Below are 21529 nucleotides of genomic sequence, written 5' to 3' on the forward strand. Positions count from 1 at the left end.
TGTGATTCTTATTAACTTGGCAATGAACGTTGCAAAGTTAATCGCCGGGTTAATAGGGGATAATCCCTGTGTTACCTATCAATTTCTTTCAGCCATAAAAAAGCCGGTTGTGCAAAACCGGCTTTACGTTAGCGAGAGCTTAAACTAACGCTAGTTCACGGTTGCCTCAAACACGGATGCAGGAAGGCCGTTTTTGTTGTACAGGTTTGCAGTGTTGGGATCGTTAGCCCACGCGTAGCGAACACTCACCGGATTTTTTACCTCTTTGCTCCACACCACTACTTTGCCTTTCTTGATTTTCGCTTTCGCCCAGACATATTTTCCATCCTCGCCGGCAATCGCAAATCCGCCGAGCTTTCCGTCTTTGGCAATAAGTCCGTCGCCGACGTGATCGAAACTGATAATCAGCTTATTCTTTTTACGCTCCAGGTTTTTGAACAGGGGGCCAGAATATTCAATATCCGTGTTGCCGTAGGCTAAAGCTTCGGCGGCAAGCGCCAGGCGTTCACCAACGGCTTTTTTATTGAGTGGATGTAAATCGTTCCATTCGCCGACATCGGAGATCACTGCCATAGCGGTGTTGTCGACCTTGTCCAGTGTTTGAAATTGGGCAAAACGTGTGGCTGCCCACTGGCTCTCAGATGGCTCTTGCGGGTCGCTCATATAATTGGCTAGCTGCACGAACAGGAAGGGGAAGTCGCCTTGATTCCAATCTCTACGCCAGCTTTTGATCAGGTGTGGAAACAGTGTTGCGTACTCTTGCGGATTGCCCGTATTCGATTCACCCTGGTACCAGATAACGCCTTTAATATTCATATTAAAGAGTGGGGCGAGCATTGCATTGTAGCAACCGAGTGGCTCGTTCCAGGGAATGAAGCGTTTCGGTTTGGGTGGCTCAATAACGTTTGCGACTTTGTATTTCCACTCACCTTTCAGGTCGATTTTAGTATCGCCTACTTGCAGGTAATAGGGTTTTTCGGAAACAAATTCGCCCTGGCCATTATCTACCTGAACACGCAAGGTGATAATGTTTTTACCGGGTTTGACCACGCCGGGCTTGACCTTGTAGCGGCGCGGTGGGTATCGGTACCCGGTGCTGCCTACTTGTTCGCCGTTGATGTATGCGGTATCACCATCGACAATAACGCCGAGGCGTAGAAACGCGTCCTGGTCTTTTACGCTATCTGGTAGGGTGATTTCTTTGCGAAACCAGACGATGCCTGTCATGGGCTTAATGCCTTCGTCCGCCCATACAGAGGGCATGTTCAGGCTTTTCCACTGATCATCGTCGTACGAGTTTTCGTACCATTTAACTTTTCCCTGCATACCTTTGTCGCCACCGTTGAGCTTGGCGAACCAGGCATTGCTTTCCTGTTGATCAGCATCTTTTATGGACTGAAGATACCCATCGTCGTCAAAATTCTCGATTGACTTGTATTGCGCAGGGTATTGTTTAAGGTCGTCGCGACTAATCCAGCACTCGGCTGGTGAGCCCCCGAAGTTCGCTCCTAAAATACCTACGGGTACATTTTGTTTTTCCTGTATTTTTTTTGCGAAAAAATAGGCCACTGCAGAGTGCTCACCGATTTTGTCGCTCACACTGGCTTGCCATTCTCCACCCGTTATATCCTTTTGCGGGCCTTTGAAGTTCATTTCTCTGGGAACGGTAAATTCACGAATAAGTGGGTCGTTAGCGTTGGCTACCAGGTCGGGGTATCTTTCTTCGATTCTGTTGAGCGTGGTTTGCATATTCGACTGGCCGGAAGCAACCCACACATCACCAAAGTAAACGTCTTTGATTGTCAGGGTGTTTTCGCCTTCGACGGAGATCGTGTATGGACCGCCGGCATCGTAGGCAGGAATTTTTACAGACCAGTCGCCGCTGGTGCTGGCTTTCGCCTTGAATGTTTTTCCGTCAACGGAGACAGAGATTTTTTCATTTGGCGAAGCCCAGCCCCAAATGGTGTTGGGAGTTTCGCGCTGTAGAATCAAGCCGTCGCTGAGCAAGCGAGGCAGCTTGACCGCAGCATTGGCGTATTGTGCGAGGGCGAAAGAGAGGGTGAACAGTAACAACAGCAAGTTCTTCATAGTTTTTTTCGCTTTTTGTTTTGGCAAGTGGCAGAAGCCTTGAGACTTAGTATTATATTTCTTCCAAATTGCTAGGAAGAGGTGGCACATATGTGTGGACGGTTTGCCAATCACGTTCAAGATATGCACCGTTGGGTTTCTATTTTAAAGCATTGGCCGGCGAACATAGAGCATGGCGAGCCGGTTGCACCCACAGGTTTTAATATAGCACCTACACAGAGTGTGCCGGTGGTATGCGCAGCCGGGACATACGCAATGCGCTGGGGACTGGTGCCATCATGGTCTAAAGATGCCAGCCCTAAATTCGCAACTTTTAATGCCCGTATAGAAACGGTTGCTGAAAAACCCACTTTCCGCAGTACCTGGAACGCCAAGCGACGCTGCCTGGTCCCCATTTTGGGTTATTACGAATGGGTGCAAAGCGGCGATGGAAAGCAACCGTACTTTGTGAGACAGCAACATGGCGGGGAAATTCTTGCTATGGCGGGTTTATGGGAGCAGCGGGGTGAGATGGTGTCGTTTACCGTGTTAACCGAGCCTGCTTCTGGGAAAATGAGCGAACTGCACCATCGAATGCCGGTTTTTCTGAATGAGCAAAACGCTCGCCCCTGGCTTGAAGGAGGTTACGAATTTGCACCGCTTTCACACGGAGAGTTGCGAGCGGATCTCAGCTTTTACCCGGTGAGTAAACGCGTGAACAAAGCGAGTGAAGCCGGTGCAAGCCTGCTTGACCCGCTGAGCGACGATGGGCCTGATTACGCGAAATAAACGCCGCCCAAAATGAGTGGATGATCGGCTCCTGTAACGGCAGGAAGGTTGCCTGGCAGTTTATTCAAGGTGCGCATCGCCAGCCAGGCAAATGCCACCGCTTCAACCCAATCCGGGTGTAATCCCAAATCGTCGGTGGTGGATAGCGTGTAGCCAGGCAGGAGTTCAGCGAGGCGGGCAAATAGCACTCTGTTGTGCACCCCGCCGCCGCACGCGTAAATATGAGTGCCCGTCGTACAGGAGTGGCGAATGGCGTCGGCTATGGTGATCGCGGTGAGTTCCGTGAGTGTTGCTTGAACATCCTGTGGGGTAAACGGCGTTATGGTCGCTTCCACGGCCTGGTTAACCCAATGAACGTTGAAATCTTCTCTGCCGGTGCTTTTCGGGGCAGGCATTTTGAAAAACGAGTGGCTGAGCAATGTGTCCAAGAGTTCGTGATTAATCTTGCCGTCACCCGCCCATTCACCATTCTTATCGAAACGCTTGGTGCCGAACTTGTTAATCCAGGCGTCCATCAGTGCGTTGCCCGGGCCTGTGTCGTAACCGAGGACACTGCCGTCAGTTGGCAGGTATGTAATGTTTGCCATGCCCCCGATGTTCAGAATGCATCGATTTTCCTTCAAGCTCGAAAACATTGCGTGGTGGAATGTGGGTGCGAGCGGTGCACCTTGTCCACTGGCGGCCATGTCTCTGCGGCGAAAGTCCGCAACTGTAGTGATGCCTGTGAGCTGGGCGATAGTGTTGGGGTCACCGATCTGAAGAGAAAACTGTTCAGGGGTTCCGGCGCTGTGTGTTCTGTGGCGAATAGTCTGGCCGTGGCTGCCAATGGCGGTAATCTGTTCCGCTCGAAGCTGATTTTCTTCCAACAGCTGGTTGACTGCTTTGGCGAATAACATACCCAGTTGGCGATCCAGGGCGCCCATGCGGTCGATTTCATTATCGCCCGGGCGCGCCAGATCAAATATTTTTTGGCGGGTGCGCGGATCGTAGGGGAGGTCGTACGTGGCCAGGAGGCGAAATGAGTTTTCGCTGAACTCGACCAGTCCCGCATCGATTGAGTCGGCACTGGTGCCGGACATCAGGCCAATAAAAAGGCTTTTCGCCTCTGCCATATAGTGCCTCGTGAGCTGCTGGTAGGTGAACGAGATCGGTTAGAGGAGCTGTGGAAAGCTGGCACAGACCCGCGCAGAACGTGCGCTGGTCTGTGCGTCAGCGACAACGATTATAAATTCTTCGTCGTACTTATTGTATGGCTGTCTGCGAGTTTTGTACTGCCCGAGGTGGGGTCCAACTCGGCCAGCAGAGGCTGGGTTGCGTTGAGAAACCGCGGCAGCTCGGCTTTGGCAATGGCCTTGGCTTTCGGTAGCTTAACAGTAACCGGGTTGCGAACCGAGCCGTTTACGTAAAATTCGTAGTGCAGGTGAGGACCGGTTGCCAGCCCCGTTGACCCTACATAAGCAATGGTCTGACCCTGTTTGACGCGGGCTCCAGCCCGAATACCTTTGCGAAATTTGCTGATATGGGCGTACAGCGTTTTGTAGGTTTGCCCATGCTGGATAATAACGACGTTGCCGTATCCACCTTTGCGGCCAGCAAAGATTACCTTGCCGTCGCCGGCAGCTTTAATCGGGGTCCCGCGCGCGGCTGCGTAGTCTGTACCTTTATGGGCGCGAATTTTATTGAGTACCGGATGTTTACGCTTCAAATTGAACGGTGAACTGATACGGGCGAATTCGATGGGGGTGCGCAAGAACTCCTTGCGCATGGTATCGCCAGCGGGTGTGTAGTATTGAACGTTACCGTTGGCATCCTCATAGCGAACGGCCCGGTAGGTTTTGTTTTGGTTGGTAAATTCCGCGGCGACTATGTTGCCGTTGCCGATTTTTTCACCATCAATATAGCTTTCCTCGTAGGCGACCTTGAAACTGTCGCCCTGGCGGATATCCAATACGAAATCGATATCCCAACCAAATATGCTGGCAAGCTCCATCACTAGGCGATCGTCAAGCTGCGCCTCTTTACCGGCGAGAAACAGAGATTCAGTGATTACCCCGGAACGGGTGGAAATTTGAACGTCAGGTGTGCGTTTTTGTTCGCTATAGGTGAACAGGTTGTCGGCACGGGTAAAACTGAAACTGGTGAGGCGATCCTTGGTGTAGGTAAGGCCTTCGAGCTTACCGTCTCTAGAGAGCGTAAACGCTACGGTGTGGCCCGGGTACAAGGCTGCGAGTTTCTTACCGTTTTCTGCCGCCAGAACTTCCATCATATCGCGGTCGGTGAGTCCGGCGCGCTTGAAAAGTAAAGAAAGGTTATCGCCGGATTTTACGGTTTCCTCTCGGACGATGGTTTCGGGCTCGATCGGGGCAGTGGGCTCCGGCGCGGTGGCAGCCCCAACGTGGCCGGAGGTTTCTAGCGCTTCTGCTAATGCAGGAATCACAATTTCCTGCTGGCGTTTCGCCTGGGTTTCTTTACTCGGCAGCATCAACGTGGTTGCCAGCGCCAAAGACAAGCCGCCTACCACAACTAGGTGCATACGGGGTAATAATCGAAAAGCTTTAGTGGCTTTTGTGTTAGTCGCTTTGCGAGATGAGGTTCGCGAATTTCTTTTAAGATCAATAGGTTGCATTGGCTTCTTCAGACGTCGGCGAATTTGAGAGCGTAACTACAAAAGTTATAACAGAAAAATGGCGAAATATCACCCTGCTGCTCTGTAAAAATTCGTGTTTATGTCAATTTAGTCTCGAGTTCTCATTCGCCAGAACCGAGCAGAAGAGTGGGGCTTGGGGAAGGAAGGTTTCGCTTGTGAGATATATCAGTTTCTCACTGCCGGAGGTTTGTTTTAGTAGTCTTTTTCGGTATGGTTTGCGCCTTTCTCATTTTCCTCAGAATGTAAGGTAAATCCCAATGACAGCGGCAAGCAACGAACTCCTGGAAGATTTACAGGCCCGCGGCCTGGTGGCGCAGATGACTGGCGACGATGCCCTTCACGCCTGGCTGGAGCAGCCGCGAACGCTGTATTGTGGATTCGATCCAACCGCAGACAGTTTGCACATTGGCAGTCTGGTGCCTTTGCTCACGCTTAAACGATTCCAAATGGCAGGCCACAAGCCTCTGGCGCTGGTGGGCGGTGCGACGGGACTGATAGGCGACCCGAGTTTTAAAGCGCAAGAGCGTAAATTGAATACCCCGGATATCGTCGCCGGCTGGGTCGATAAACTGCGCGGCCAGGTGTCGCAGTTTATCGAGTTTGACTGCGGCGAGAACGCCGCGGAAGTCGTCAACAATCTCGATTGGATTGGCCAAATTAACGTGTTGGACTTTTTACGCGATGTTGGCAAGCACTTTTCTATCAATAATATGGTGCAGAAGGAATCGGTCAAACAGCGCCTCGACCGGGAAGGTGAGGGTATTTCCTTTACGGAGTTTACCTACATGATTCTGCAATCATACGATTTTGCCGAACTGTACAAGCAATACGATTGTACCCTTCAAATTGGCGGCTCTGATCAGTGGGGCAATATTACAGGTGGTACCGATCTGACCCGCAGGCTGCACGGTGGGCAGGTATTTGGTCTTACACTACCGCTGGTGACCAAGTCCGATGGAACCAAGTTTGGTAAAACTGAAACAGGTACTATTTGGTTGGACCCAGCGAAAACCTCTCCATATGCGTTTTATCAGTTTTGGCTGAATACAGCCGACGCCGATGTCTACAAGTTTTTGCGGTATTTCACTTTTCTTTCCGTTGCGGAGATTAACGCAATTGAGGATACCGACAAAGCTGCTGAAGGTCGCCCGCAAGCACAGAGCATTTTGGCAGAAGAAGTTACCCGACTGGTTCACGGAGATGAGGGGCTCGCTGCTGCGCAACGTATTACCCAAGCGATGTTCAGTGGTGATCTGGCAGATTTGAGCGAGACCGATCTGGAGCAGTTGGCGCTCGATGGACTGCCGTCAGGCGATCTCCCGTCGGATTACGCAGACAAGCCGCTAACGTCACTATTAGCCGAGTGCGGGATGGTGAAAGCTGCGAGGGAGGCGAAAGATGCCCTCGGGCGCAAGGCCGTATTTATAAACGGTACTGCCTATGGGGCAGAGGACAACATGAATGCCAGTGTCTGCTTCGCGGTGGAGCGAGCCTTATATGACCGTTTTTACCTGGTTAAGCTCGGTAAAAAGAAAAACTTCCTTTTCTCACGCTAAGCTATAGTTGCATCCTCGGCGGCTACAACCACACAGTTGCGGCCGCTGTTTTTGGCTTCGTAGAGGGCGTGATCGGCGCGGTGATACACGTCTTCGAAATGTTCACTGCGATGGCCAATGCTGATACCCACGCTGACAGATACACGAAAATCATTTTCGATGGAGAAGGTTTTGTAGTCGATAATCGCACGAATCTTTTCTGCGATGGCGGTAGCCCCTGCCGCCGTTGTTTTGGGGCAAACAAGAATAAACTCTTCTCCTCCCCAGCGCCCTACATCATCCTGTGTACGTACGTTCTCCCGCAAGATCCGGCCAATCTGAGCGAGTACTTTATCGCCGGAGTTGTGGCCATAGTTGTCGTTTATTTGTTTGAAGTGGTCGACGTCCAGAAGGATAACGGCGGTAGAGAACCAGCTCTTTGCATGGTCGTAACGGTCGATCGTTTGCATCAGGCCGCGCCGATTTAGGGTTTGAGTAAGCTGATCGATTTGTGAAAGTTCTCGGTATTTGGCTGATTCAGCCTCGAGTTTGCGCGCTTTGGTGATGGCTTCGTTTAATTTTTGCGCGCTATCACTCACCTGGCGCCTGAGCGTGACGTACTTTTGAAACGACACCAACAGCAGCGCAACGAACCAGAAGCAGCCAATAACCAAATACCAGTGCTCTCTGGATATCCACTCCCCATGCGCTTCCATGGACACCACGCGAAATTCGTGTACACCCACAGGTGTGTTGGCGGGAGTGTCGATACCGAGGTTGATAATGTTCGTAAACTCTGGCTGCAGGAGTTCCTGTGTTGCGCCATATCGGGCTATCCACCAATCGGCTACGGTAAATTGGCGAATGTTTAGGGTGAGTGTGCCGTGCAGGTGCTCGATGGGAATCAGACTGCGGTTGTATTTCGCCGTCCGCTGACTGTCAGAGCGGGTCGAGTAGTTCTCCCCATAGTGACGAAAATAGACGCGTAAAATCGGCGCGTTGCCGGTGTACTCCAGGTTGAGCGCGATATATTTGAAGTGGCTAAAGTCTACGCCTTGCTTTAAACCATCGCCCTGGGCGATGTTCATACCGCAATATTTTGATGAAGCAGGCTCATCAATGTAGGTGCAACGAAAGTGGTAGCTGTCCCGGTCGATCCACTCGGCTCGTGTGTTGCCGCCACTTTGCTCGTCAGAATAGAGACTCGTAATGTCGGCGCTTGGAATAAGCTCAAGTTTGCGATGCGGGATCAACCCGTGTGCGAGAATCGCCAGAAGGGACAATAAAAACGCTATATAGATCCAGCGCAGCCTAATCTGGGACGGGGAGCTAGGCATAAGTATCCATACTTTTAGGTTGTTGTGATGGCTTTCGTACGCTCGACGCGGGTACCTAACGAGTCTTTATAACTACCTTAGTCGATAATTGCGTATTGGTAGATATTCGCGCCAGTTGAGGTGCAACGAATCATAACCTCTCACCTTGTACGTACTTTAACAGTTTTCACGCCATTTGCCCCAGAGGTTTGGCCGGAAACCATCAGTTTCGAATTTTTTTGCAATTGTGCTTTGGTGAGTTCCAGCACGAATCGCATTACCACGTCTTTTTGAGATTTTTCAGGACAATGGATTTCCGCGAGGGTTATTTGTCGGCCAGCCAATAGGCTGAACAGACTTTGGGTATCCATTTCAAGCGTGATTCTGTCTGGCACTGTGGTTGACTCCCGTATGGGTTGCAATAAAAACGAACCAGCTTTAATATAAATGATAATTGTTCGCATTTAAAGTGAGGCTGGTTATGAAATATTTATGTTCTCGGCACCGTGCGGCGTTGGCCGCGCAGCCTTGGGAGGCGCTGAGTTGCTGGGAGGGCGCCATGCGCAATGGCCAACATGCAATTAAGGAAAATCGGCACAGCTATGCGCGCGCGTTTTTCGGTTGCGCTTGGGAGCTTGCGCTTATGCATGTGCACCCGGGGTGCAAGGTCAACGCTTACTTCGCGGTTAACCATTTGGTTGATGCCGGAGACAAACTCTGCCGCGTTCTAGTAGCTATCGGCTGTCAGCATGAGACCGAGTGCCTGTTACGGCTGATGCGGGACTACGTTTTATTGGGCGCGGGGGACTCGGCACTTGATGCGTCTCGCCGGGAACAGCTGTTAACCCTTTATAATGTGGTCGACGAACTAACTCAATTATGCTCTTCGGGCCATGCTACCCAACATTGAGTCGGTAGAGGACAAGTGAGGTGCGTTTCAAGGATGGCGCGCAAATATATTTGTTTGCGTGTAAGTCTTTATGCAGGCTAACTTCTATAGAAAAGGCTATTCATCAATAGGGAGCGGTTAGCTGCCAAAACCGGATTAACGAGGTACACTTGACGCGACTTGGTACAAAGTGAGTCGCTGCTAAAACGGTTCAAAATCCTGTTTTGAGTCAAAAGTGACATGTGAGTGCAGGTCCGGCTATTTTGCCGAGTTGTTGAGTTAAAGCGTCGGGATACCATGTTGATAGCGTGGCCAGTCGCTAGGGTTGCGCTGTACGTTAGCCCTTTTTAAACAGGCTCTTCCATAAAATAACAATAATAACGAACATGTCTGCGGTGCTTGGCACTGCCTGAGGTTTGTTCTTTGGTCAGATTATTTACAAAACTTTTCCGGTTTGGCTGCTGGTTCTGCACCTGTGTATTGCTCTGTGCGTTGGGGCGAGGCGCGTTTGGTGCCGAACCTGTGGTGGTCACCTATCCCAAGCTCGACGGTGGTAAAGCCTATAACAACCGCTTGGCTTACTTCGAAAGTCTGCTGGCGCTCGCTTTGGAATCGAGTGAACTGCCTTTTGTGCTAAAGCCTTATGGACTGCCAATGTCCAGTGCTGACCGGAATCGTCAAAACCTTCAGCAGCACGTTTACGATGTCGCGTGGATCCATACCACACCTGCGCTTGAGCGGTCGCTCACTGCGGTAAAAATCCCACTTTTGAAAGGGTTGATTGGCTGGCGGCTTCTATTTGTTCGCGCGGAAGATGTGGCCGCTTTTCAGCAAGTTGATTCAGTTGAAGATCTTCGTAATCTTATCGCAGGGCAGGGGTACGATTATCCCGACAACTCTATTTTAACGTCTGCGGGGTTGGAGCTGCGCACCGGTTTACATCGCGATAATGTTGTGCAGATGCTGCTGAAAAACCGGGTGGATTTTTTCCCCAGATCCATCACCGAAATATACGATGAATGGTCTCTCTTAGGTGAGCCGGGGTTGGCGATAGAGCAGCACTTGGTGTTGCGATACCCCTCTGCGTTTTATTTTTTTGTTAGGAAGGGGGATGAACAACTCGCTGCTGCGTTGACGAAAGGATTGCGTACTGCCCACGAAAACGGCTCCTTCGACGAGCTTTTTATGAGGCATTTCGGCGAATATATTCGCCATTCAAACCTCGAGCAACGCAAGGTTATCAGTATTCCTTACCCGCGGCTGGATGAGCGAGTCGAGCTGGATAAGCAAGGGTATTGGTATAAGTTGAACAACGAGAGGGCGGCGCCGGTCGCGCATCGATAAAAAAAGGGTGGAGCATGCTCCACCCTCACAACCTAACCTACTAAGACCCAATTTGGTCTATGTCTGAGCTACGAACAAGGAAGCTCAGCGCCAGGAGAAAATGCCCAAAACCGCGCAGGCTCTGTACAAAAAACCGAGCAGCAGAAATCAGTGATTGGGGCTGATTTTGCTGAAAACCTCGATTAAAGCCGTGCGGTCTTAAAGCGCTTTTATTGTCGGCCAAGACTAGCTTATTGTCAATAGTACCATAAGCTACTTTTTCGACTTCCCCTGGACTTCTTGCTGGAGCTCCTGCTTTCTCAGATAAATGCCGAGCCTGGCTATTTGTTGTGCGCAAGAAAAGTGAACGCTGCCCCCGAGTTATTCCTCTGTCTGCTAATGGCGTTTAACGCTTGTAAAGAGGCCAACAAACCACGCTGATTTACGGGTTTAAAAAAAATTTAACTTTACTGTTGCCAAGCTTTGGCAGATGCGTATAATGCGCATCCTCGGTTGGGGGCACACAGCTACTCAGCCAGCAAACAAAGCGCACTCAGTGCTGTTTGCATGTTCTTTAACAACTAGATCAAGCAATGCGTGTGGGTGCTTGTGGGCTGGTGATGCGTCAGCTTATTCGGAAGCAAAAGTATTATCAGTGAACAAGTAACTCAACAATTCATTACGTCGTTTCAACTGTTTGCGCAGTTGAGATAACAGAGTAATTGGTTAAAGCAAGTTAGTTTGTTTAACTGAGACAAAATTAAGACATTCTTGATTCATTGGAATGTCGACTCTTTAAACTGAAGAGTTTGATCATGGCTCAGATTGAACGCTGGCGGCAGGCCTAACACATGCAAGTCGAGCGTGAAAGCCTTCGGGTGAGTAAAGCGGCGGACGGGTGAGTAACGCGTGGGAATCTGCCTGATAGTGGGGGACAACAGTCGGAAACGACTGCTAATACCGCATACGTCCTAAGGGAGAAAGTGGGGGATCTTCGGACCTCACGCTATCAGATGAGCCCGCGTCGGATTAGCTAGTAGGTGAGGTAATGGCTCACCTAGGCGACGATCCGTAGCTGGTCTGAGAGGATGATCAGCCACATTGGGACTGAGACACGGCCCAAACTCCTACGGGAGGCAGCAGTGGGGAATATTGCACAATGGGGGAAACCCTGATGCAGCCATGCCGCGTGTGTGAAGAAGGCCCTCGGGTTGTAAAGCACTTTCAGCAGTGAGGAAAGGTTGTACGTTAATAGCGTGCATCTGTGACGTTAACTGCAGAAGAAGCACCGGCTAACTCCGTGCCAGCAGCCGCGGTAATACGGAGGGTGCAAGCGTTAATCGGAATTACTGGGCGTAAAGCGCGCGTAGGCGGTTATTTAAGCTAGATGTGAAAGCCCTGGGCTCAACCTGGGAACTGCATTTAGAACTGGGTAACTTGAGTACAGCAGAGGATAGTGGAATTTCAGGTGTAGCGGTGAAATGCGTAGAGATCTGAAGGAACATCAGTGGCGAAGGCGACTGTCTGGGCTGATACTGACGCTGAGGTGCGAAAGCGTGGGGAGCAAACAGGATTAGATACCCTGGTAGTCCACGCCGTAAACGATGTCTACTAGCCGTTGGTCTCCTTGAGGGATTAGTGGCGCAGCTAACGCAGTAAGTAGACCGCCTGGGGAGTACGGTCGCAAGATTAAAACTCAAATGAATTGACGGGGGCCCGCACAAGCGGTGGAGCATGTGGTTTAATTCGAAGCAACGCGAAGAACCTTACCAGGTCTTGACATCCTAGAAACTTAGCAGAGATGCTTTGGTGCCTTCGGGAATCTAGAGACAGGTGCTGCATGGCTGTCGTCAGCTCGTGTCGTGAGATGTTGGGTTAAGTCCCGTAACGAGCGCAACCCTTGTCCTTAGTTGCCATCAGTTCGGCTGGGAACTCTAAGGAGACTGCCGGTGACAAACCGGAGGAAGGTGGGGACGACGTCAAGTCATCATGGCCCTTACGACCTGGGCTACACACGTGCTACAATGGGCTGTACAAAGGGTTGCCAAGCCGCGAGGTGGAGCTAATCCCATAAAACAGTTCGTAGTCCGGATTGGAGTCTGCAACTCGACTCCATGAAGTCGGAATCGCTAGTAATCGTAAATCAGAATGTTACGGTGAATACGTTCCCGGGCCTTGTACACACCGCCCGTCACACCATGGGAGTGGGTTGCACCAGAAGTAGCTAGTCTAACCTTCGGGAGGACGGTTACCACGGTGTGATTCATGACTGGGGTGAAGTCGTAACAAGGTAGCCCTAGGGGAACCTGGGGCTGGATCACCTCCTTAACGATAACGCACACCTCCCATAAGTTCCCACACGCATTGCCTGACTATTTGTTAATCTTCCTTTATTCTCTTTCCTGTTTATCTACCTTAAAGATACCTACTGATGCCTGAGCGGCGCTTTCTGTATTTGCGTTCAATGTACTATCATTCGCGCATTACTTGAACGTCAGACAATCCACAGGTTTATCGATGAAGCTTAAAGAACTGCCTAAATCGCTCGCACTGAGTTGGAAGTTGAGCCGTATGAGTGGTGAGCAGATGATAGGTGTAAGCCGAGCTAAGGCCGATAATTGTATTGTCAGTTTCACTTCTATTCCGTCACGGCTGAGTATTCTCCATCTAACGGTCAGGAGTCTCCTCTGCCAGACTCTTAGTCCGGAAAAAATTGTTTTGTGGCTTCATCAATCGCTGGAAAATCAAATTCCTGCGGCCGTTTCGAGGTTGTTGAGTGATAAGTTCGAAGTTCGCTTTTCAGAAGAAACTTGTGCCCATCGTAAGTTGGTGGAGTCTCATCGGTTATTCGCCAATAAGGTGATAGTGACCTGTGACGATGATGTAATGTACCCGCCGAACTGGCTTGAAAAATTGTGGACCGAACACCAGATGCATCCTGATGACGTTATTGGGAACGAGTGTCGGCATGTACGTTATGATGCTGAAGGTTGTGCTCTTCCTTACTGGGAATGGAAAGGCGTTTCTGCAGGAGAGTCGTCACCTTATACTTTAGCGATCGGCTACAGTGGCGTGCTTTATCCGCCGGGTTGTCTTCATCCGGACGTTGCGCAACGTGAACTCTATGATGCGCTAGCGCCACGCGCGGACGACCTGTGGTTCAAGGCAATGTCCCTGCGGGTTAAAACCCGTACCCGACGAGCCAAGGTGCCGGCTGAAAAGCCAACGCCTATTGCGTTTTCACAGCGTTATTCACTTAAGCACAGCAATGTTCGCTCGGATGGAAATCTGGTTCAGTGGCAAGCATTGGATGCGCGTTATAGTCTCAAACAGCTCATGGAGTTACAGGCGCGGTAGTGTTGTGCATCCTGTGAGCTTATCTCTCAATTTGAGAAGGTTGTAATTTGAAAATCAGCGTTATTTTTACTACCTATAATTCTCCCGTATGGCTTGAGAAAGTGCTCTGGGGCTTTCATCATCAAACGGATGACAATTTCGAAATAGTGATCGCTGATGACGGCTCTGGTGAAGAGACTCGGGCGTTGGTGGAAAGCTTCAAGAGTCAAACGCATCGTCCAGTTCAGCATATCTGGCACGAGGATGACGGCTTCCAGAAATGTAAAATTTTAAATAAAGCGATCGTTGCGGCGGCAGGTGAATATATCGTTATGACCGATGGCGACTGTATTCCCCGTAGCGACTTTATCGGAGCTCATCGAGCGGCAGCTCGTCCAGGTTGTTTCCTCTCCGGCGGTTACTTTAAGTTGCCAATGTCCACAAGCAGAGCGATCACGCTCGATGATATCGCCAGCGGAGCCTGTTTTAAAAAGTCTTGGTTGGTTGAGAATGGGGTGAAGCCAAGCCTCAAGTTTCTAAAACTCACCCAATCCCCAATGGTTTCGTCTGTATTAAATACGCTGACGACTACCAAGCGCTCTTGGAATGGTCACAACGCTTCCTGCTGGAAAGCTGATGCGCTCACTGTAAACGGATTTGATGAGCGGATGAAATATGGCGGCTTGGATTGCGAATTCGGCGGTCGATTACTCAATGCAGGTATCAAAGCAAATCAAATTCGTTATAAAGCGATCTGTGTTCATCTTGATCACGCCCGTGGCTACGTCAATGACGAGGACTGGAAGCGTAACCGCATCATTCGCAAAACATCGATTCGTGAACGTTTGGTTGAAACACCGGCGGGTATAAAGCAGGCATCGAGTTAACCCGTTATTTTTTCAGCCGGGATAACGTTTCTTGATAGAAAGAAACCATATCCCGATTGACTGCGTCTGCATAGTGTGGAGAGAGATCCTGTTGTGGGGTGGCTTGATTGCGGGTTTTATAGGCATGCTTGAGCGCTTCTGTTAACGAATCAATATCGTCGCTTTTGAACATGATTCCCGAAAATTCTTCGAGCATATCCCTTGGCCCTTCGATATCGGACGCTATTACCTTGACGCCTGCGTCCATAGCCTCGAGTACAACTCTTCCCATAGGCTCTTCTCGCGAGGGGCATACGAAAAGATCAAATGCTGGATAATAGTCTTTAACGTTGGTTTTATAGCCGAGAAATACAATATTTTTGCTGTTCCCCGCCAGTGATTTCAGCTTCTCCTCCTGACTGCCTTCGCCAATTATGCACAGCTTAGCTTCGGGAATAGCTGCCGCTTTAAACGCTGGAATTAACAGATCCCATCCTTTGCTTCGGGATAGTCTGCCAACGCCGCCAATCAGGTAAGTTCCCGTCGCGGCTCCCATATTCCCTCTTAACTCTTCGATCTTTCCCCTGTTTGGCTTTGGGTGTGGCTCCAGTGAATTTCTAACCCAGCGAATATGTCCGTTGAAACCGGCAGGAATATGATTGAGCTGCCAAGGAGAGATTGCGATCACTCCATCCATCGCTAGGAAGTGTGGCCCGTTAAATCCGATATGGAGTGTCGAGATTCTTGCTGCGGACGTGTTACATTTTGCAAGAAGTCTGGTCGCTCTTCGCAAATGGGCGTGGGCCACGTCTGGTTGCCACTGATTTAGAATTTTCTGGATTGCAGCTCTTGTAAAAAATCGGCTACTGACCTCTGCTACAGTCACTTTAGGGTCCAGTCGATCCCGGATTCCTGCACCACTTTTTTTTGCCTGATTTTTTCGCAGAATCAGTAATACCTCGTGATCCTGGCATTGCGTATTGCAGGATTCTACTGTTGAACGCTCAGTGCCTGCGAAGCCGCGAGAGAGTATAATGTGCGCAATTTTCACTGTAAGGGCCTGTTGGTAGTGCGATACATGCTCTCTAGTATAAACATTTATCAGGGTTTTCGAACCCAATAATGCCTGTCGTTTCTGGTGGATTTACGCACTCCTCTTGGTGGCTGTGCGAATTTACTGGCTTGATGAAATACGTTAAGCCGCTGGAACTTTTTGCTCTGTGACAAAGTGAATATGATCAATAAAAATGCCGATTGCGAACTCATTTTAGGCAATTCCAACCCTCGATTTTCCGGGGTGACTTCGACGATGTTGCAAAATCTCGAGTTCCAGCAAAGAGTTATGAGTGTGCGAGTGCTAGGCAAGCACCATCTTCAAGATAAGTCCCTCGCGATTAGTTTCTGGCAGCTCGCCAAGCTTGCCAGAAATCCCCGTTTGGACGGCCGGTATCGTATTTTTCACGCCCGACGCAACGATGAGATGTTGCAGGCACTGGTGTTGAGATGGCTGTTTAGGGCGAAATTCAAGATCGTGTTTACCTCCACAGCTCAGCGGCATCATTCCCGTTACACGCGTTGGTTGCTGAGTAAAATGGATGCGGTGATATCAACTTGTGGTGCAGCTGCGTCTTATCTGGAGTCTGCTCCAGATAAAATAATCGCCCATGGCATTCGTCAGGATACATTTCATCCTATTGCTGACAAGCGACAGATTCTCTCTGATTTAGGTTTGCGTGGAACGACTGCGATTGGAATTTTTGGTCGCGTCCGCAAACAAAAAGGGGTGCATGTGTTTGTTGATGCATGCTTGAACGTATTTCCGGATTTTCCCGACGCTGTTGCGGTTATTGGTGGTGCAATCAATAACTCCAATGAAGCCCTGGTTGCCGAGTTAAAAGAAAAAATACAAGCGGCTAGTTTGCAGGATAGAATCCGTTTTCTGGGCGAACAGCCTTTTGACATGGTACCGCGTTTGTTTGGAGCGATGGACGTTGTTGCTGCATTGAGCCAGAATGAGGGGTTTGGCCTCACGGTGTTGGAGGCTATGGCAACAGGAGCGGCAGTGATTGCCAGTGAAGCGGGCGCATGGCCAGAAATTATTACGCAAGGGGAAACAGGTTTTGTTGTGCCTGTAAATAATGTTGAGGCTGTTGCGGAGCGGATGAGATGGTTGCTAGCGAATCCGGATATGCGACGCACCATGGCTGAAAAGGGTCGCGATCTGGTTTTGCAAAAGTATACGGTTGAGCGTGAAGCGCGTGAGCTTTGCGATTTTTTTAAAACTCTCCAATAGACGATCAGCATGAGTCGAATTCCATTTAAGCGTCGGTTGTTGCATCCCAAGTTTATGGTTTCCTGGGTGGGGATGGTATTGTGGTGGCTCTTCGTTCAGCTTCTGCCTCTGGGGGCGCAATTTTGGTTGGGGAATCGACTCGGAGATTTGCTGCTCAAGCTTAATGTATCACGCACAAAAATTGCTCGCCAAAACATTGCTGTGTGTTTTCCGGATATGGATCCACAACGCCAAGAGTTAATGGTGAGGGACACGTTACGAGCAACGGGCATTGGAGTTTTCGAAAGCGGAGCCGCCTGGTTTTGGCCGAATTTTCGTTTGCGGCGGCACTTCGACGTTATAGGATTGGAGCACTTGAAACTCGCGCAGTCGTCTGGTCGCGGTGTTCTTTTTATGGGGATACATTTCACTCCCATCGAAATAGGTGCGGCGTGCGTGAACACCGTGACTTCTATAGACGGGTTTTACCGTCCGCATAAAAATGCGGTTTACGAGTATGTTCAGGCGGTGGGGAGAATATGGCGAAACAATAAAAGTGACGTTATTCCCAATGGCGACGTGCGTGGGATAATTAAGGCGTTGCGTAATGGTCGGGCAGTTAATTACGCTCCCGATCAGGATTACGGTCGTCGGCGCAGCGTGTTTGCGCCGTTCTTTGGTATAGCTGCAGCCACGGTAAAGGCGCCAGCGCAGTTGGCTCGCGCTGGCAACGCGGAGATTGTGCCATGGGTAACGCGGCGATTGAAGAACAGGCGCTACGAAATTGAGATTTATCCGCCCATTACCGCAGAGTTAACTGGTGATGAGGCACAGGATGCAGCAGTAATTAATCGTTTTATCGAAGCGCGAGTTCGCGAAATTCCCGAGCAGTATTTGTGGGTGCACCGGCGGTTTAAAACGCGACCCGAGGGTGAGCCCTCCATCTACTCCTGACGACGGCGGAAGTACGAAGTAGTCTTTGTGGATCGCTTAGAACCGCTTTTGCAGCGTAATTGAGCTGGCGACAAAATCGAGAAAAATATCCGGTTTTTCTCCCGGGACATCCTTGCTTGTACGGTCGCGGGCAAGACCGCTGCCAATGTTGATTTCAAACACAATATCGGTATCAAAAACTACATCGAGCAGGCCCAGGTTTACACCACCATAATAGCCATTTTGAGGAATCCCAGAGTCCAAAGACGCAGCGCCGAGAAAGAGCCCCCCTTGAAAATGTCTTGACACTTGGTAACGGTAGTCGAGCGCGCGGTAGCCTATTAAGCGCTGGTCGTTCACATTAAAGTAATCCAACCCAACGCCTACTTTATGACGCTGGTATTCACCGTAAACATTGTGAATCGCAAAGGTTGCTTTTATATCGGTTCCATCGTGATCGGCACTGTCGAACTCAGCATTACCTGTGAGGTAGTCGGTTTGGTAAGCGGTAGCGCCTACACCTAGAGAAAGCTCCGCCGCGCCGACGTCAGCGGTCAACAGCAGCAAGCTGCCAAGGACAAATATTTGTAGTTTGTTTACCATCGGAAGAAACCACTTAAGCTGGAATAATTTTCGTCAAATACAGTCGTGCCTGTCGTAATCGTCGCACCTATAATAAACGGGCCCGAAGCAAGCGCATATTCAAGGCTGCCTTCTTTTGCAGGAACATAGTCCCGCGAGGCATAGTATTTATTTTCCAATTGCCGCCATTTAAATGTTAACGAGTGGCCGTTGCGGATATCCCAAATTAGTTTTGCGGTTTCTGCTTTGGCACCGACAGCGTCTTTGAACACACGGTAGTTTGCTCCCCAATGTCCCATTGGTATTTCGTATTCACGCAAACCGTCCCCATAATTACCGTTGGTATACCATGCGTTTTGCCACTCTGCATATTCGTAGGAGAAATCCAGTGAGCGGGTGAGTTTGGGCAAGTGGATCCCGAACATTAATGCGGTGTTGCCCAAGTGATACTCAGAACTATAAGAAGTGTCTTCGCCAGCGTATTCCATGTAAATTGCTGCAGGGAACCGCCCGGTAAACGTGTAGCTCGTGGTAATGGATGAGAGTTGATTGCCAAAATCGCGCCCCTTGATGCCCACGTTATCGTTTTCCTTAGCATTGAAAAACGCTTGCGAGAGGCTGCTCAAACTATCATCTCTGTCTGCGCCGCCATATTGCATTAACCGATTGAACCCGATTGCAAAGCCATCCACTGGTTGGAAGCTCAGGTGTAACCCGAACAGTCGGGGATTGCCCGTGTTGCGAGTATCTCTATCTTCTTGGCTGCGGATCAAATCCGACTCGGACATCTCGGCAAGAAACAGCTCGTAGCTGATCCCCAAAAACTTGAATGGAAGGATATTCGAAAGGGTGACGCCAGGCAGTGCTGGAGCGTTAGTGCTAAGCAGCATATCGCTTTCTTGAAATGGGCCAAGCCAGTGGGGCCTGTAGCCGATATCCACTTGCATCTGATCTGGGCCAATCGATAGAAATGTCCCCTCAAGAAATTCATCCTTGCGGTTTTCACGATCTGTTACGTAACCCCCTACATTTAGCAACGCCCAATCATTCAGGGCTAGATAAGCGAGGGCAGATGCTTCGTATTGAGAGTCGCTTTCTGTGCCACGAGAGTTTGGCAGGGTATGGTAGCCCTCAGTAGATGCATAAGTCGCGACTGATGTGTGTGTTACACCGGTCCTGGAACTATAGCGCTCGAGGTATCGGCGTACGCTGGCAGATAAATCAGGGTCTTTGGAGCCCAGATTGTCGAGTGCCAACTGGACTTGTTTGATCGAAATAGGGCGTTTTACAACGGGCATATTGGCTTGGACAAATAGCCGAGCTATACGCGACTCTATCTCTGGAGACAAATTGGTCGGCAGATACAGGGATCCAGCAATAGTTGCTTCACTGGTTAAGAATAGGCCGGTTGCACAACTTACGGCAAGCGTGAACCTTTTCAATATCGTCATGGTTGAGTTCTTGTGTTTTGCTAAGAAGAGTATTTTCGAAATTCGGCTGCCGCTTTCATAAGCGGCTTTATTTCTGCGAGAACTTCGTCGGGCTTTATTTCGACCATGCAATCGTAGCGGTTATTGCATGTCGGTTTTTTGCGACATGGTGAGCAAAAACGTTCGTGAAAGATCACTTTGCTGGTGTCTGGGCCGGCGTAAGAATAAGGGCACGAAGGGCCAAAAATTCCCACTACAGGCACTTTGAACGTGTGTGCCATATGGGTGAAACCCGTGGCCACACCAACAAATAGCGAGGCGTGGCGAATAACATCAGCGGCTTCGTCTAATTGGGTTTTACCAATCAGATTGATTGCACCGGTCACAGATGCGATCGTTTGCGCTTCTTCCGCGAAATCTTCAGTGCCGAGAATCACTGTTTTCAGTTGGTATCTACCGCGAATGCGCAACGCAATTTGTTGCCAGTATTTGACTGGCCAGCGCTTCTCTGCGCGGGTTGTGAATGGGGCAAACACCGCATATTGTTCGCGGGTGTAATCAAAACCTAAGTGCTCGGTGATATCTGCTCGCCGCCGTTCAGGTTGGGCGATATAGGTCTGCCACGGCGCGTCTGGCATACCGAGTTGACTGAGCAAGTAGCGGTATTCCGACCCCATCTGAGTTTGCTCGCCGATATTGCGTGAAATAGTTTTTGTCACCAGCCAGTAGCTGCCGTGCTTGGAACCGAGGCCAATTCGAATGCGAGCGCCGCTTAGTCGAGCGACAAATGCGCTACTGAATAACCCTTGCAAATCCAGCGCTATATCGTAGTGGCGTTCTTTGAGTTGGCGTCTCAGGTGCCTAAGCTCTCGGCCAAGTTGGGTCCATCGACCACTTTTGAGCAGCTGAGACCAGCGATCGCTTTGCCAGACAATCAAATGATCAATATCTGGGTGATTCCGCATCAGGGGGAGTTGGGACTCTTCTATCACCCAGGTTTGCCGCACATTGTGGGCATGGTGTTTTATCAGCGATGCAATCGGGTTTGATATCACAAGGTCGCCAATATCGCCCAACCTGACGACTAAAATCGACTTTTCGCGTGATGTGGTTTTGGGTGCTAGAGACATGACTGACAACTGGGTCCAGAGCGAAAGTTGCTTGACTGCGTATGTTACACGAACCCCTGTCGCACTGGACACATCTAGGTGTTTTTACCGGTGGCGTGGGTCTCCAGTAGCGGCCTGGAGAAAGTTTAAATTTTTATGAAAAAAGGTGTTGACTCTGCGGAATCTGAGTGTAAGATACGCACCCTCTCGACGGCACACGCCAACACGAGAAGCTCTTTAAAAATTCGGAAACGAAAGTTGTAAAACATTGCATTTATAGCGATAACGACGAGTTGATGAAAGTTAACTCAAGTTGCTTATCCGGTGCGTTGTTATGCAGCAGCATTCAAATTATGTGTAGAGACACTCAGTTATCGACTGGTGACTTAATGCAGATGAAATGCTTTCAGTAACGGGTTGATCCTATAGTCAGGT

17 protein-coding genes and 1 rRNA gene are annotated in these 21529 nt (G+C 50.0%); 9 read left to right on the plus strand and 9 right to left on the minus strand.

Features of this window, described 5'->3' with window-relative positions; all coding sequences use genetic code 11:
• Positions 1-150: 150 nt before the first annotated feature.
• Positions 151-2088, minus strand: coding sequence for a sialate O-acetylesterase (locus TERTU_RS02955; protein ID WP_041590035.1), 1938 nt, complete (start codon positions 2086-2088; stop codon positions 151-153).
• Positions 2089-2178: 90 nt separating this feature from the next.
• Between TERTU_RS02955 and TERTU_RS02960 the strand changes: the two genes are divergently transcribed.
• The gene (locus TERTU_RS02960) at positions 2179-2856 is read left to right on the plus strand and encodes an SOS response-associated peptidase (protein WP_041590036.1); all 678 of its coding nucleotides are present in this window, start codon (positions 2179-2181) and stop codon (positions 2854-2856) included.
• Here the strand turns inward: TERTU_RS02960 and TERTU_RS02965 are convergent.
• Both TERTU_RS02965 and TERTU_RS02970 read right to left on the minus strand, forming a co-directional pair.
• On the minus strand, positions 2844-3968 hold the full coding sequence (locus tag TERTU_RS02965) for an anhydro-N-acetylmuramic acid kinase (RefSeq protein WP_015819570.1): 1125 nt from the start codon (positions 3966-3968) through the stop codon (positions 2844-2846). The genes TERTU_RS02960 and TERTU_RS02965 overlap by 13 nt on opposite strands.
• A gap of 110 nt (positions 3969-4078) precedes the next feature.
• Positions 4079-5389 carry an OapA family protein gene (locus TERTU_RS02970; protein ID WP_187148800.1) on the minus strand — a complete coding sequence of 437 codons (1311 nt, stop codon included), beginning with the start codon at positions 5387-5389 and terminating at the stop codon, positions 4079-4081.
• Positions 5390-5760: 371 nt separating this feature from the next.
• Here TERTU_RS02970 and tyrS point away from each other — a divergent pair, with 371 nt between their 5' ends.
• Positions 5761-7059 carry a tyrosine--tRNA ligase gene (tyrS, locus tag TERTU_RS02975; RefSeq protein ID WP_015819788.1) on the plus strand — a complete coding sequence of 433 codons (1299 nt, stop codon included), beginning with the start codon at positions 5761-5763 and terminating at the stop codon, positions 7057-7059.
• On the opposite strand, the gene TERTU_RS02980 is transcribed toward tyrS, so the two are convergent.
• Positions 7056-8375, minus strand: a complete 1320-nt coding sequence (locus tag TERTU_RS02980) for a GGDEF domain-containing protein (protein WP_015818146.1) — start codon at positions 8373-8375, stop codon at positions 7056-7058. The genes tyrS and TERTU_RS02980 overlap by 4 nt on opposite strands.
• 140 nt (positions 8376-8515) lie before the next feature.
• Complete coding sequence (locus TERTU_RS02985; protein WP_015819706.1) at positions 8516-8749, minus strand: hypothetical protein; 234 nt, start codon at positions 8747-8749, stop codon at positions 8516-8518.
• A gap of 86 nt (positions 8750-8835) precedes the next feature.
• Between TERTU_RS02985 and TERTU_RS02990 the strand changes: the two genes are divergently transcribed.
• From TERTU_RS02990 to TERTU_RS03010, 5 genes are all read left to right on the plus strand, one after another.
• Entirely contained in the window at positions 8836-9264 is a 429-nt protein-coding gene (locus TERTU_RS02990; RefSeq protein WP_028876285.1) for a hypothetical protein, read from the plus strand.
• A gap of 402 nt (positions 9265-9666) precedes the next feature.
• Positions 9667-10587, plus strand: a complete 921-nt coding sequence (locus TERTU_RS02995; protein WP_018016199.1) for a type 2 periplasmic-binding domain-containing protein — start codon at positions 9667-9669, stop codon at positions 10585-10587.
• Between the two features lie 776 nt (positions 10588-11363).
• A 16S ribosomal RNA gene (locus TERTU_RS03000) occupies positions 11364-12894 on the plus strand.
• Positions 12895-13083: 189 nt separating this feature from the next.
• Positions 13084-13923, plus strand: coding sequence for a glycosyltransferase family A protein (locus TERTU_RS03005; RefSeq protein WP_015819188.1), 840 nt, complete (start codon positions 13084-13086; stop codon positions 13921-13923).
• Between the two features lie 47 nt (positions 13924-13970).
• The gene (locus TERTU_RS03010) at positions 13971-14789 is read left to right on the plus strand and encodes a glycosyltransferase family 2 protein (protein ID WP_015819689.1); all 819 of its coding nucleotides are present in this window, start codon (positions 13971-13973) and stop codon (positions 14787-14789) included.
• 4 nt (positions 14790-14793) lie between these two features.
• On the opposite strand, the gene TERTU_RS03015 is transcribed toward TERTU_RS03010, so the two are convergent.
• On the minus strand, positions 14794-15888 hold the full coding sequence (locus TERTU_RS03015; protein WP_041590037.1) for a glycosyltransferase: 1095 nt from the start codon (positions 15886-15888) through the stop codon (positions 14794-14796).
• Between the two features lie 114 nt (positions 15889-16002).
• Here TERTU_RS03015 and TERTU_RS03020 point away from each other — a divergent pair, with 114 nt between their 5' ends.
• Positions 16003-17061, plus strand: a complete 1059-nt coding sequence (locus TERTU_RS03020) for a glycosyltransferase family 4 protein (protein ID WP_015817895.1) — start codon at positions 16003-16005, stop codon at positions 17059-17061.
• A 9-nt stretch (positions 17062-17070) separates the two neighbouring features.
• Positions 17071-17994, plus strand: a complete 924-nt coding sequence (gene lpxL / locus TERTU_RS03025; RefSeq protein ID WP_015818339.1) for an LpxL/LpxP family Kdo(2)-lipid IV(A) lauroyl/palmitoleoyl acyltransferase — start codon at positions 17071-17073, stop codon at positions 17992-17994.
• A gap of 36 nt (positions 17995-18030) precedes the next feature.
• On the opposite strand, the gene TERTU_RS03030 is transcribed toward lpxL, so the two are convergent.
• From TERTU_RS03030 to TERTU_RS03040, 3 genes are read right to left on the minus strand one after another with little or no spacing between them, the layout of a single operon-like run.
• Positions 18031-18576 (minus strand): hypothetical protein, encoded by a 546-nt coding sequence (locus tag TERTU_RS03030; RefSeq protein WP_015817002.1) that lies wholly within the window; start codon positions 18574-18576, stop codon positions 18031-18033.
• Positions 18570-20006: a capsule assembly Wzi family protein gene (locus TERTU_RS03035; RefSeq protein ID WP_015817467.1), complete on the minus strand. Its 1437-nt coding sequence runs from the start codon at positions 20004-20006 to the stop codon at positions 18570-18572. Before TERTU_RS03035 ends, TERTU_RS03030 begins: the two co-directional genes overlap by 7 nt.
• Positions 20007-20026: 20 nt before the next feature.
• Positions 20027-21115: a glycosyltransferase family 9 protein gene (locus TERTU_RS03040; RefSeq protein ID WP_015820250.1), complete on the minus strand. Its 1089-nt coding sequence runs from the start codon at positions 21113-21115 to the stop codon at positions 20027-20029.
• Between the last annotated feature and the right edge of the window lie 414 nt (positions 21116-21529).

Source organism: Teredinibacter turnerae T7901, from assembly GCF_000023025.1.
GTDB lineage: Bacteria > Pseudomonadota > Gammaproteobacteria > Pseudomonadales > Cellvibrionaceae > Teredinibacter > Teredinibacter turnerae_B.